General features: G+C 63.4%; 12 protein-coding genes and 1 pseudogene. 4 read left to right on the top strand and 9 right to left on the bottom strand.

What is annotated here, in order from left to right:
- A pseudogene (locus VGP39_RS23935) lies at positions 1-353 on the top strand (ATPase); the annotation flags it as partial.
- A gap of 36 nt (positions 354-389) precedes the next feature.
- Here the strand turns inward: VGP39_RS23935 and VGP39_RS23930 are convergent.
- Positions 390-1,046, bottom strand: a complete 657-nt coding sequence (locus VGP39_RS23930; protein WP_327570573.1) for a glutathione S-transferase family protein — start codon at positions 1,044-1,046, stop codon at positions 390-392.
- Between the two features lie 239 nt (positions 1,047-1,285).
- Between VGP39_RS23930 and VGP39_RS23925 the strand changes: the two genes are divergently transcribed.
- Complete coding sequence (locus VGP39_RS23925; protein WP_327570572.1) at positions 1,286-2,581, top strand: serine hydrolase; 1,296 nt, start codon at positions 1,286-1,288, stop codon at positions 2,579-2,581.
- A gap of 39 nt (positions 2,582-2,620) precedes the next feature.
- Here VGP39_RS23925 and VGP39_RS23920 read toward each other — a convergent pair whose 3' ends face one another.
- The 6 genes from VGP39_RS23920 to VGP39_RS23895 form a co-directional block, all read right to left on the bottom strand.
- The gene (locus tag VGP39_RS23920) at positions 2,621-3,718 is read right to left on the bottom strand and encodes a sn-glycerol-3-phosphate ABC transporter ATP-binding protein UgpC (RefSeq protein WP_327570571.1); all 1,098 of its coding nucleotides are present in this window, start codon (positions 3,716-3,718) and stop codon (positions 2,621-2,623) included.
- Positions 3,719-3,968: 250 nt separating this feature from the next.
- Positions 3,969-5,252, bottom strand: coding sequence for an extracellular solute-binding protein (locus VGP39_RS23915; protein ID WP_327570570.1), 1,284 nt, complete (start codon positions 5,250-5,252; stop codon positions 3,969-3,971).
- Between the two features lie 30 nt (positions 5,253-5,282).
- The gene (locus tag VGP39_RS23910) at positions 5,283-6,119 is read right to left on the bottom strand and encodes a carbohydrate ABC transporter permease (protein ID WP_327570569.1); all 837 of its coding nucleotides are present in this window, start codon (positions 6,117-6,119) and stop codon (positions 5,283-5,285) included.
- Between the two features lie 4 nt (positions 6,120-6,123).
- A complete protein-coding gene (locus VGP39_RS23905) occupies positions 6,124-7,017 on the bottom strand; it encodes a sugar ABC transporter permease (protein ID WP_327570568.1) in 894 nt (297 codons plus the stop codon).
- A 127-nt stretch (positions 7,018-7,144) separates the two neighbouring features.
- Positions 7,145-8,068, bottom strand: a complete 924-nt coding sequence (locus tag VGP39_RS23900; protein ID WP_327570567.1) for a 2-dehydropantoate 2-reductase — start codon at positions 8,066-8,068, stop codon at positions 7,145-7,147.
- Between the two features lie 124 nt (positions 8,069-8,192).
- On the bottom strand, positions 8,193-8,987 hold the full coding sequence (locus VGP39_RS23895) for a substrate-binding domain-containing protein (protein WP_327570566.1): 795 nt from the start codon (positions 8,985-8,987) through the stop codon (positions 8,193-8,195).
- Between the two features lie 117 nt (positions 8,988-9,104).
- On the opposite strand from VGP39_RS23895, the gene VGP39_RS23890 reads away from it, so the two are divergent.
- A complete protein-coding gene (locus VGP39_RS23890; protein ID WP_327570565.1) occupies positions 9,105-10,754 on the top strand; it encodes a serine hydrolase in 1,650 nt (549 codons plus the stop codon).
- A 134-nt stretch (positions 10,755-10,888) separates the two neighbouring features.
- Entirely contained in the window at positions 10,889-11,854 is a 966-nt protein-coding gene (locus VGP39_RS23885) for a tripartite tricarboxylate transporter substrate binding protein (protein WP_327570564.1), read from the top strand.
- A 423-nt stretch (positions 11,855-12,277) separates the two neighbouring features.
- On the opposite strand, the gene VGP39_RS23880 is transcribed toward VGP39_RS23885, so the two are convergent.
- The gene (locus VGP39_RS23880; RefSeq protein WP_327570574.1) at positions 12,278-12,865 is read right to left on the bottom strand and encodes a hypothetical protein; all 588 of its coding nucleotides are present in this window, start codon (positions 12,863-12,865) and stop codon (positions 12,278-12,280) included.
- Between the two features lie 74 nt (positions 12,866-12,939).
- Positions 12,940-13,244, bottom strand: a 305-nt coding sequence (locus VGP39_RS23875; RefSeq protein ID WP_327570563.1) for a selenium-binding protein SBP56-related protein, incomplete at its 5' end; no start/stop codon positions are given.

Below are 13,244 nucleotides of genomic sequence, written 5' to 3'. Positions count from 1 at the left end.
CCGTCGGCTATAAATCAAACGAGTTGCGCGCCTCCATCTATCTCGCGCTCGCTCTCAGCCGGTCCGGGGATGTGCAGGCGGCATTGAATATCCTGCGGGACGCGCGAAATACCACCCGGCAGCAGGGGTTTGGCGGACTCGAAGCCGAGGCATTGCTGTGCGAGGCAATGGTCACGCCGGCCACAACCGAGAGCGGTAAGGCTACGATTATTCGTTGTTTGCAGGCCAGTATCGCCATCGCAGCTCAGAACGAGGCCAAGCCGCTGCTGCTCAAGGCAGAGACGCTTCTAGGCAGGATGCTCGGCGATGCAAAAGATCCTGACTCTCGGCAGGATGAAGTTCGCCGCACCTGAGCGCGCAATTCATCCGCCGTTGTCAACTCCACGGACTCAGGCCACTTCGAACTTCTCGATCACCCGCGTTTCCGCGAGCCCGGCGCGGGTCCATTCCTGAAATGCCGGCAGCGCCATCATTGCATCCATATAGTCGCGAACGTCTGACGTCACGTCGACCGCGTAAGTCCGGAAACGATGAACCACCGGCGCGTACATCGCATCGGCGCCGCTGAAGGCGCCGAACAAATAAGGCCCCAGTTTTCCATAGCGCTCGCGGCATTCGGACCAGCTCTGCTGAATACGCGAGATATCGGCGCGGGCCTCCGCGGAAAGCGCCTTGGCACCGACCGGACGATGCAGGTTCATGCCGCATTCCTCGCGCAACGCCGCGAAGCCCGAATGCATTTCCGCCGACACCGAACGGGCATGTGCGCGGGAAGCGCGATCCTCCGGCCAGAGCCGCGCCTCGGAAAACCGCTCCGCGGCGTATTCGATGATGGCCAGCGAATCCCAGATCGTGACGTCGCCGTCGACCAGCACCGGCACCTTGCCCGACTGCGTGAATTTCAGAATGCGCTGCTTGTCGGCGTCACCGGTGTACAGCGGGATCGCGACCTCCTCGAAGGCGATATTGCAGGCTTTCAACGCCACCCACGGCCGCATCGACCACGACGAATAATTCTTGTTGCCGATCACCAGCGTCAAAGCCATGCGAAGAATCCTCATTTAGCGAGCCACATCCTGCCACGCCGCATTGGATGCGAGCAACCCGGCCGTCGCGCCGACCGACATCGGGAAGGTCAGCGCATTCCGGACTCAAGCACGTAGCCCGCATGAGCGAAGCGACATGCGGGTACCGCTGACGCGCATATCGCTGCGCTCATGCGGGCTACGCTTGCTCGGCCTCGATGTGCCGAGTACGCTGCTGGCGTCACGTTCTGGAGAAAAATATGGCGTGCAACTTGTTCCATCTGGCGTTGACGCTCATTCTCGTTGGTACGCCCTGGACCCCATCGGCGCATGCGCAGGACGCGACGAGGCCAGGGAGCGATGGCAGCGGTGCCGTAGTTGGGCCGGTTTTTTCGCGCAGCGGTCCCGATGCGGCGGATTACGGCGCTGCGGCAGGCTTTCCGGCCGGCACGCAAGCGACGGCCAGCCAGCTAGAGAACCTGGTCGGAACCTACAGCCATTTCGGTGAGTTGTTTCCGTCCCGCCCCGTACCACGCGCGACGACGCCCTGGCTGTACAAGCGGGCGCCGGAGCCGCCGATCTTCTACAATTTCAAATCCGACCGTTTCTCGATCGACGACTATCTTGGGCGCAATCCGACCACCGGACTTTTGATCGCAAAAGACGACACGATTCTGTATGAGCATTATCAGTACGCGCGCACCGATTCCGACCGCTTTCTTTCGCAGTCCATGGCAAAGACGATAACAGCGATGCTGATCGGCATCGCGATTTCCGAGAACAAGATCAGGTCGATCGACGATCCCGTCTCGACTTACGTTCCGGGCCTGGCGAACACGGAGTACGGAAGCACGCCGCTGCGGGCGCTGTTGCATATGTCCTCGGGTATCGCCTTTACGGAAAATTACGATGGGGCTGACGATATTTCCCGGCTGTCGCGCGATCTGTTTGGCGAGCCGGGTAAGGACCCCGTTGCCAGCGTCGCCCAGTTCAACACCCGCGTCGCTCCGCCGGGAACCAGATGGCACTACGCGAGCTCCGAGACGGAAATCCTGGGGCTGGTGTTGCGCGCCGCCGTCGGCGCGCCGGTTGCGGACTATCTTCGCGACCGGATCTGGCAAGCGATCGGTACCGAGGCTGACGCATCATGGGCCATCGACGGCACCGGGCAGGAAATAACCTACTGCTGCTTCAACGCCGTGCTGCGGGACTATGCGCGCCTCGGCCGGCTGCTCGCCTATGACGGCGCATGGGAGGGGCGCCAGCTGATTCCCCGGCAATGGCTGCTGGACGCGACCACAGTGCAGCCGGGCGCTGCCTATCTCGCTCCGAAAGCCGCCACGCCGTATTTCGGGTATGGATATCAGGTGTGGCTGTTTCCCGGCGAAGCGCGCCGGTTTGCCCTGCTAGGCATCCGGGGTCAGATCATTTTTGTCGATCCGGCCTCGAAGCTCGTCATGGTGCACACGGCCGTGCGCAGGAAACCGTCGGACCCGGCCTCCAATGCGGAGACCGTTGCGCTGTGGCTGCAGGTGGTCGCGCAGCTTGGAAAATGAGGGCCGGCAGGCTTTCGGTAAGTTCGTAGCCCGCCGCCCTCAACCGCGGATAGGAAGCTCGGTCTCGGGGTCGAAGAAATGCAGGCGGCCGAGTTGGGCCGAGACGCGGACCTGATCGCCCCTTGCGATAGGGGTCTCCGCGGCGACCCGGGCCACGGCGACGCTGTGGCTGGCGACCCTCGTTTCGAGAAGTATCTCGGAGCCGAGTTGTTCGACAACCTCGACGCGGGCGTCGAAGCCGGTGCCCGGCGCGCCGTCGCCGAGCACCAGATGTTCCGGCCGCACCCCCAGGATCACGCGCCGGCCGCTATAGGCCGCGATCGCATGTGCATCCGCCGCGCTCACTGTCAATCGCAGGCCCACGGTCTCGACCGCCGTAGCATCCGCTTCGCTGTACACCGTGACCTCGATGAAGTTCATGGCCGGCGCGCCGATGAAACCCGCGACGAACTTGTTGGCGGGCTTGCCGTAGACCTGGAGCGGCGTGCCGATCTGCTGGATCCTGCCCTCGCGCATGATCACGACCCGGTCGCCCAGCGTCATGGCCTCGACTTGGTCGTGGGTGACGAACACCGAGGTGGTCGGGATCGCGGCATGCAGGCGCTTGATCTCGATGCGCATCTGGGCGCGCAGCTTGGCGTCGAGGTTCGACAGCGGCTCGTCGAACAAAAACACTTGCGGATTACGCACGATGCAGCGGCCGAGCGCCACGCGCTGCTGCTGGCCGCCCGACAGCTGCTTCGGCTTGCGCGCCAAGAGCTCGTGCAGCCCGAGCATGCCCGCGGCGCGGTCGATCGCGGCCTTGATCTCGGCTTCCGGGGTATTCTTGTTGCGCAGGCCGAAGGCGAGGTTGTCGTAGACGCTCATGTGCTGGTAGAGCGCATAGTTCTGGAACACCATGGCGATGTCGCGGTCGCGCGGCGGCAGGTGATTGACGATCCTGTTCCCGATGCGGACGTCGCCGCTCGTGATGTCCTCGAGGCCCGCAATCATCCGCAGCGTCGTTGACTTGCCGCAGCCGGACGGGCCGACCAGGGCGACGAACTCCTTGTCGGCAATCTCCAGATCGACGTCCTTCACGGCGTGGAACAGCGAGCCATAATGCTTGTTGAGCTTGCTGAGTGTGATCGCTGCCATTTCCGTTCCTCGTTCCCGGACGCAGCGCGTAGCCCTTGCGAAGCGGTGCGCTGCAGAGCCGGGGTCGTAACGAATACAATTCCTGTCATGCGCGGGCTTGACCCGCGCATCCATCCGTCTTCGCAAGAATCTTCGAATTGGATGGATTGCCGGGTCAAGCCCGGCAATGACGCGTCGGTGTGTGGTACGGTCCCGGCTCTGCGTAAGCGGCATGAAGAATGCCGCAGCGCGTCCGGGACACAAGTTTCGACTATTGCGCGGCTTTGCTGACGACCGGCGCGCCTTCGGCGAGCACTTTTGCGATATCCTCACGCTTGCCGGTGACCGCCTTGGTGACGGTATCGTTGAACGCCTTGTGCACGGCCGGCCATTGCGGGAAGTAATAGGCGCCGCGCACCTTGTCGGGGGAATCCAGCACCGACTCCTTCAGCAGCTTCATGAACGGATCGGCCGCCGCGATCTTCGGCCAGAACGTGGTGTTGGGCGGCGGCGCGCCGGTCGCCTTGAACAGTTTTGTCTGGCCTTCCTCGTCGAGCATCATGGCTTCCAGCATCTGCTTGGCGAGCTTCTTGCGCTCCGGCGGGATCGACTTCGGAATCGCCCAGCCCCAGATATCGTCCCAGGCGAAAGGCCTGTCCCGGTTCGGACCGAGCGGGAAGCGCGCGGCGGCCACCCTGCCCGCGACCTTCGACTTGCCCGGATCGTTGAAGGTGCCCCACCACAGCGAGTCGGCGACGGTGAAGGCTGCGTCACCGGCCATGAAGATGGCATTGGCTTCGTTGCGGTCGTAGGCCGGCATGCCGCGCGGCGCGATCTTGTGGGTATTGATCGCGTCCCACCAGTATTCGACGGTTTGCTGCATGCACGGCTCGGTCATGCCCGACTTCCATCCGCCCTCGGCGAGCTTCTTGTTGTCGCGCTCATAGGCCGGCATCAGCACGTCGCAATTGTTGCCCCACATCGACCAGAACCAGCTGAACCAGCTGTGGTTCATCGCCATGCCGCCGACATAGCCGAACTTGACCTTGCCGTCGGCCTGCAGCTTCTTGCTGAAGCTGACGAGTTGTTCGAGCGTCTTCGGCACTTCTTCGGGCTTGACGATGTCGGAGCGGTAGAAGAACACGCTGAACGTCTGGCCCATCGGCACCACAGTGTTCTGGCCTTGCGCGTTGGCGAACACCACCGGCGCCATGCCCCACTTCTCGGCATATTTATTGGCGTCGACGTCGTCGGTCGGCTCCAAGAGATGCGCCCAGGTCTGGCCCCAATCGTCGTTGTGCCAGATGACGTCGTACTGATCCGAATTCGAGGTCAGCGAGGCCGTCATTTTCTCGACATAGACGCCGTAGGAATTCGGCACCTTGACGATCTTGACGCCGTTCTTGGCGCCCCAGGTCTCGAACATCGCGACGGATGCGTCCTGGAGCGGGCTCGGCTGGTAGCCGATCCGCAGTTCGGTAACCTGCGCCGCGGCCGTGCCGGTCACCGCCACAAAGGCCGCGACCGCGGCCATCGCCCATTTTAGTCGCTGCATTGCTGCTCCTCCCTCGTTTTGTGGTTCTCGCTAAATCCGCAGACCCCGGATCACATATTTCTGGCCGAACAGCGCCACCAGGAACGCCGGCAGCAGTGCCATCACCGCGGTCGCCGCCATCAGGTTCCAGCGCGTTCCCATCTCGGTGACGAACTGCGCCATCACAACCGTGATCATCGGCACGCGGTTGCCGGTCAGGATCAAGGCGAACAAGAACTCGTTCCAGGTGAACAGCCAGCACAGCACGGCAAGCGCCGAGATTGCGGGCAGCGCCGACGGCACCGCGACGCGGATGAAGGCGCCCCACCTTGTGCAGCCGTCGATCATGGCGGCGTACTCCATCGACGGATCGATGCCGTCGAAAAAACCCTTCATCAGCCATGAGAAGAAGCAGATGTGGACGGCCACATGCGGCAGCAGCAGCCCGGGATAGGTGTCGTAGATACCCCAGCTCTGCGTAACGAAATATAGCGGCAACACCCAGGAGATGTAGGGCACGCAGCGGAACACATAGATGGTTCCAAACCAGATCCGCGATGCCGGCCCGGTGAAGCGCGACAGCATGTAGCCGCTCGAAACCGTCACCAGCAGCGAGCACACGGTCGCCAGCGTTGCGATTAGCGCGCTGTTGGTGAAGGCGTGCACGAGACGCTCCTCGCGCAGCACCTCGGCGAAATTACCGAGCGTGAACTCGGTGCCGCGATGGACATAATAGACGCCGGACTCCGGCCGCACCGACGTCAGCATCAGCCACAGCACCGGAAAGGCGAACGCAAAGCAGATCCCAAACAGCGCCAGCGCAAACAGCGCCTTGCGGCTCCACGCCGGCAGGTTGGGAAGGAAATCTGGGCGGCTTACCATCGGCATCGGGTCACGCCTTTGCGATGCGGTCGACGAGGCGATAGAGCGCCACGCCGATCACCAGGATGATCAGCCCGCCGATGATCGCCGCCGCCGAACCGCGGCCGAGATCGAGGTTCAGGAACGCGTGGACGTAGGCATAGAGGCTGAACAATTCCGTGGTGCGGCCCGGCCCGCCGCCGGTCAGCGTCCACACAATATCGAAGGTGCGGAAGGCGTCGATGGCGCGGATCACGACGCACACCACGATCACCGGGCGCAGCATCGGCAGGGTCAGGAACCGGAACACGCGCCAGGTCGTGGTGCCGTCGATCGCGGCGGCTTCGAACGGCTCCTTCGGCAAACTCTGCAGCCCGGCGAGCAGCAGCAAAGTGAACCACGGCGTCCACAGCCAGATGTCGGTCAACAGAATGATGCCGAATGCGCTCCAGCGCTGCACCAGCCAGGGCTGGCCGTCGAGGCCTATCGCTTCCAGCACGGCATTGACGATGCCGAACTGGTCGTTGAACATCCAGCGCACCATGATCGCGGCGACCACCGGCGCCACCATCAGCGGCACCAGCAGGATGGTCTGCACCAGCTTCTGCCCCCTGAACGGACGGTTGAGCAGCAGCGCCAGCGCGAGCCCGGCAACCAGCGCGCCGGCAACGCTCAAAATCATGAACAGGAAGGTGTTCGGCAGCACGACATAGAGGAAGGCGGGATCGCTGATCACGCCATAATAGTGATCGAGACCGACCCAGGTTTTCTTCGGATTATAGAGCGCCCAATCGCGGAAGCTGGCGTTCGCGCCGATGACGATCGGCACCACCTGGAACAGCAGCAGCAATAGCGCGGCCGGCGCAACGAGAAGCAGCATGAAGCGCTGTTGCTCGCCGAACATGGGACGCCGCGATGCCGACAAGCCCGTTTCCCCGTCTGCCGCTTATGCTGTCACGACTCTTGCGTGGTCGGTACGTGCATAAGGCCCTCAGATAAAAGATTATGGGCGGGGCATCCGATGATAGTCAATGCAGTTGCGGGCGGGCCGCTCAGGCAGGCGTGCCCATGATGTAGGGCTTCAGCATCGCAGCCATCATGCTGTGCGTCGGCGTCGGCACCCCGAGCTGGCGGCCGAGTTCGACGACTTTGCCGCCGAGCCAGGGCAGTTCGAGCCGGTTGCCGCGATCGAGATCGAGCGCCATCGACGCCTTCATCGCCGGCGGCATGTGGCTGGTGAAGCCGACGATCTGGTCGACCGCGTCGGCCGGCAGCGCAACGCCTTTGGCGCGGCCGACATCGACCACTTCGCGGTAGGCAGCCGCGAAAATCGGACGCAGGTCGGGATCATCCCGAAGCTTGCCGATCGGCTGCCGCGTCGCCGCCATCATGCTGGCGTTGGAGGCGAGCAGGATGAACTTCATCCACAAATCGGTCAGGATCTGCTCGCTCAGCGTCGCGTCGAAGCCGGCCTTCAGGCACAGCGCGAGAAAGTCCGCAGCCCGCTTGCTGGACCTGCCGTCGAGTTCGCCGAAGATCATTCGCATGAACGTTCCGACCTGCTGGATCACGCCGGGCGCGACAATCGACGCGCTGATCTGCGCCACGCCGCCCATCACGGCATTGCCCCCAAGGACCGGGATCAGCCGCTCGGCGGCGTCGACGCCGTTCTGCAGCGGGATCACCGCGGTGTCGCGGCCGATCAGCGGTTTGATGCTCTGTCCTGCGCTTTCGACGTCCCACAGCTTGACGCAAAACAGCACGATGTCGACCTCGCCGAGTTCGGCGGGGTCATCGGTTGCCCGGGTCGGCAGCAGATGGATGTCGCCGCGGTCACTCCGGACTTGCAGCCCTTGGGCTTTCATGGCGGCGAGATGGGCGCCCCGCGCGATGAAGCTGACGTCGGCGCCCGCCTTGGCCAGCGCCGCACCGAAACCGCCCCCGACGCCGCCCGTGCCTACAACCGCAATACGCATGGAATTTTCCCTTGCTGATTAAGTCTGACACTGCGGCCGGACGACACGTGAGACTTAGCGCATGGCCGCGTCGGGTCAAATCCGGAAACCGGGCCGCGAGGTGCTCGAAGCGAACCGTTGTCAATCATTTGGAAAGCGGCATCAGCCCGGCCTTCGAAATCACCGGCGCAGCCTCAGCCGAGCTAAGGAAGCGGATCAGCGCGCTTGCCGCCTGGGGCTGCTGGACGTTGCGGGTGAGCGCGCCCGCGAAAAAAGTCGTTGGCTGGACCTCGGCCGGAATCGTGCCGACAAAGGTAACTCCGGGGACGTGGATCAATTCGCTGACCTGCTGGAAGCCGATCTCCGCCTCGCCCCGCGCGACAACCGCGGCCACCGGCTCGCCGGACGGAGGTCCCCTCACCTTTCGGCTCCTGCCTGCGATCTGCTCCGCGATCCCGAGTTTTGGAAACAGCGTGGTCAACAGATAGGTGCCGCTGCCGCTGTCCGAATAAGCAATCGACCTTGCCGCCAGCAGCGTGTTCCGAAGCGTCTCAACGCTGACGATATCAGGCTTCTCGGCGCCGGCGCGCACCACCATGCCGATCAGCGAACGCGCGAGCTCGGTCTTGCTGTCGGCCCGCACCAAGTCTCGCCTGCCCAGTTCGTCGGCGGCGCCGCCATCCAGGATCACCACATCGGCGGCCTCGCCGCGCGCCAGCCGGGCGGGAATTGCCTCCGGGGAGTCGCCCATCGACGGACCGCGCGTGGTCACCAGATGATGACCGCTTGCGCGCTCGAACGCCGGGCCGAGCTCGGAATAGACCCCATAAAAGCCGGCCGAGATCATCACCCGCACGTCTGCGGCGGATGCGCGCCCCATCATCAACAGGGCGGCCATACCGATCATGGCGAGAAAACGAGCGGGCAACCCTGGTTTCATAAAGACTCTTCCTGGCTGAGTTCGGGGCATACATGTCCGTTACTGCCATATTCGGACATTGGCCGGGATGCTACCATGCAGCAACGGAGTCGTACCCCGGAATAGCAGGAAAGTGCCGTGCTTTCATTGTTGAACCGCCGCAATAGGACGTGGTTTGTCGCAACATGCTTCATCACGATCACGTCGGCGAACGCAGGACCGTTACCCGAGCGCGTGGAAAAGGCTGCGCAGGACCGCGTCGCGGCTGGAAACAATCAGACGCTGGTATTCGGCGTGGTGGACGGCGACCGCAGCGAGGTTGTGGCCTTCGGCACGCTCGATGATGGCAAGGCGCCTGATGGCGACACGGTTTATGAAATCGGTTCGATCACCAAGACCTTTACGGCTACACTGCTGGCGCAGGCCGTGCTCGCGGGACGCGTGACGCTGGATCAGCCAGTGGCGCAGCTTCTGCCGGACTTCAAAATCCCGTCACGCGGGGCAAAAGAGATTACACTCGGCCAGCTCGGCACCCAGTATTCCGGCTTGCCGCGGCTGCCGTCCAACATGCTACCGAAGGACGCAGCCGATCCCTACGCCGACTACGATGCGGCGAAGCTGAAGGCGTTTCTTGCGGAATACGAACTGCCGCGCGATCCGGGCGCCGCTTACGAATACTCCAATCTGGGTTTTGGCCTCTTGGGCTACGCGCTGGCGCAGCTGGACCACACAAGCTGGGACGCCCTGACCGACGAAAAGATTCTCAAGCCGCTCGGCATGACGATGAGCGGCACGACGTTCAGCGACGCCATGCGCGCCCATCTCGCTCGCGGTCACGACAACGAAGGCAACGCAGTGAAGAACTGGGACATCGACGCGCTGGCGGGGGCCGGCGCGATCCGTTCCACCGCCAACGATATGCTGCGCTACCTGAAGGCCAATATGGGCATCGATCCCTCGCCATTGGCCGCCGCGATGAAGCTCGCGCAGGCGCCGCGCGGCGACATGACCAAAACCATGGGCGTCGGGCTCGCCTGGGTAACAACCCGCAAGGGAATCATCTGGCACAACGGCGGAACCGGTGGCTACCGAAGCTTTCTCGGTTTCACGGCCGATGGACGGCACGGCGTCGTCTTGCTCAGCAACACTGCCTTTGATCCCGACGATCTCGGTTTCGCGACACTGGATCCCGGAGCGCCATTGTCGCCCGCCTATAAAGCGATCGTCCTGCCCAGTGGGTCGCTCGAAGATTACGTGGGAACCTACAAGGTTACCGACAAATTCCTGCTGAAAGTATTCCGCGTCGACGACGGGCTGTTCGTCCAGGCAACCGGACAAGGTTCGATCCCCATTTTCCCATCCGCGCCCAACGAGTTTTTCGCCAAGGCTGTCAGGGCCAGCGCCAGCTTCACGCGCGATCCGGACGGCGTAGTGAACGGACTTGTGCTGCACCAGAACGGCGACCATAAGGCCCGAAAACTGAGCGCCTCCGAGCTTCCGCCCGAGCTCAAGGAAATCGCGTTCGATGCCGCCACATCCGGCGATTACGTCGGCAAATACCGGTTCGATTTCGGCGTGCTCGATGTCGTGCTCAAGGGCGATCATCTCGAAGCACAGCTCACCGGGCAGGCCGCCGTCCCGATCTTTCCGAGAGCCAGGGACAAGTTCTTTTACAAGGTCGTCGACGCGCAACTCGACTTTGAACGCGATGGCGACGGACGGGTCGTCGCGGCGGTTCTGCACCAAAACGGGCACGATATGCGGGCGCCCCGCATTACGACGCAATGATGATATTGTCTGGATAACGCCGCAGCCGATTGAGGGTCAGCCGATGGAAGTCCGCTCGGCGTTTTGCCCTTGTTCCGAAGCGCGCCCTCGCCGATGATGGCGCCAACAAGAAGTTGTCCAGGGAGAACGACACGATGCGCATTTGGCAGGGGATTCTCGCAGCCGTGTTGCTGCTGGCCGGGGTGGCGCCATCATGGGCGCAGGGATATCCGAACCGGCCGGTGCGCGTCGTCGTCGGGTTTCCGGCCGGCGGCCCGACCGATATCATCGCGCGCATCGTGGCGCAGCGGCTTTCCGACAGTCTCGGCCAGCAATTCTTTGTCGAGAATATCGGCGGCGCGGGCGGCAACACCGCGTCCGGCCAGGTCGCGCGCGTCACGCCCGACGGCTACACCATCATGGCGATCAGCACCGGTTTTCTGGTGAACCCCAGCCTCTACGCCAAAGTGCCGTACGACGCGGTCAAGGATTTTGCCGCCGTGACCTTGGTCGCGGTCTCACCCAATGTCGTGGTGGTCAATCCGCAGGTCCCGGCGAAGACGCTGCCGGAGCTTGTGCAGTTGATCCGGGATAATCCCGGCAAATACAGCTATGCCGGTCCCGGCGTCGGTTCGACGCCGCATCTCGGCGGCGAGCTGTTTCGTCTCACCTACAAGCTCGACCTCATCCACGTCCCCTTCACCGGCGCGGCACCCGCCGTGCAGGCAACGATAGGCGGCCACACACCTATCGCCTTCACGGCGTTACCGTCCTCCATGGCGGCAATACAAGCCGGCCAGGTGCGCGCCATCGGCATTGCGGCGACGGAACGCTCGGAGCAAACACCGGGCGTGCCGACCTTCGCCGAGCAGGGCATCAAGGATCAGGAAGCCGATACGCTGACCGGCATCGTCGCACCTGTAGGCACGCCAAAGGAGATCGTTGAACTACTGTATCGCGAGATCGCCAAGGCTGTCGCACGGCCCGACGTCAAGGAGCGGCTCGCGGTGCTCGGCTTCAAGCCGGTCGCCAATACGCCCGACGAGTTCGCCGCGCGCATCAAGCTGGAGATGGAAAAGTGGGGCAAGGTGGTGCGCGACGCCAACCTGCGGATCGAATGACGGCCGGATGGTTCACTCCGGCTTGATCCCGGCCGCCTCTGGACCGGCAACGGCCGCACTTCCTCGCTATCGCAGAATGCCTTGATCTTCGCCGGCGAGGTCGGCCAGGGCGTTGCGCCAAGTTGAGAGTACCGCGCTTCAACACCGGCTCGGCGAGCTCTCAAGCTCGCCGGCAGGTGCGGCTTCCGCGCTAGCTAGCTAGCTAGAACGTGATGAATTTAGGTTGCAGCGGTTCGCGTCACCTCTCCCCGCAGGGGAGAGGTCGGATCGCATCGCCAGATGCGATCCGGGTGGGGGGCCTGTCCGCGAATACGAGCGTGGGGAGAGACCCCTCACCCGAAGCCTGCGCTGGCGCTCCGGCTTCGACCTCTCCCCTGCGGGGAGAGGTGAAAGGGAGCCGCGTCAACCTAAATTCAGCACGCTTTAGTCAAAGAGGCTGAGGGCCAGTGCAATAGCGCCCACCAGAATGAGGCTGACGGCCCAGGCCGCATCCAGGTTGAACCAGCTCCGTGATACGAATTTGAGACCGAGATAGCGGTAGACCAGCCACGCCAGGCATCCTCCGGCAGCGATCATCGCGATGGAGTGGGTAACCGCGACCAGCAAGGCCATCTTGAGACTGGCATTGATAAGGGCGCCAGCCGCCTCGTGGCCTCCGTCGACGTCAGAGGACTTGCAGAGTCCGAGATAGATCGGCACCAGCATCAGTCCGGCGCCATGCGCGATCGCTATCGCGAAGGACCAAAGCCCGAGTTGCGTCGGTGGTATCCGCGCCAGTGCCCGCGGATGCCGCCGGTCGACAAGCCGGAACACGCCGAAGGCGATGACCGCGAGGCTGGCGCCGAACTGGATCTGCCGCTGCCATTCGACGAGGCTGACCAGCAGCGCGAAGGGCAGGATTACCAGCAGCGTTGCGATGAGATGGCCGGCCGTCAGCGGCCAGAGCGCGGCCACCAAGGCACGCGAACTTTTTTCCATCAATCCGGCAGAGACGGCGAGCGGCCAGCCCATTGCCGGATTTACGCCGTGGTAGAGACCGCTCGCGACCACGGCCAGCCAGAGCCCGGCATCCGTTGCGCTCAAATTCAGACCGACGGATAGCAGAATGAATCGGTCGAGCAGTCGCCGCCCTCAAGCCTGATCTGGTGCGCCCTGTATCCGTCGGGAAAGCCGACCCAATAATCCCTGGCGAGTTCAAGGCCGCCGCCGGGCTGCGCATTGGCCATGACCTCGGCGCCCGGCACTCCCTCGGGATAGAACTGGTCGTCCCATGTCGAGTAGAGCGAGTTGGTCCAGTACACGCGTTTGCCGTCGCGGCTGATCTCCACCATCTGCGGACCGCCGGCATAGGCCTTGCCGTTCGGATGCGGCGTGCGGCGGACAATGCCGC

This window comes from Bradyrhizobium sp. (assembly GCF_036009065.1).
GTDB lineage: Bacteria > Pseudomonadota > Alphaproteobacteria > Rhizobiales > Xanthobacteraceae > Bradyrhizobium.
Note: the sequence above shows the minus strand (reverse complement) of the source record. Positions and strands in the feature narration are given on the sequence as shown.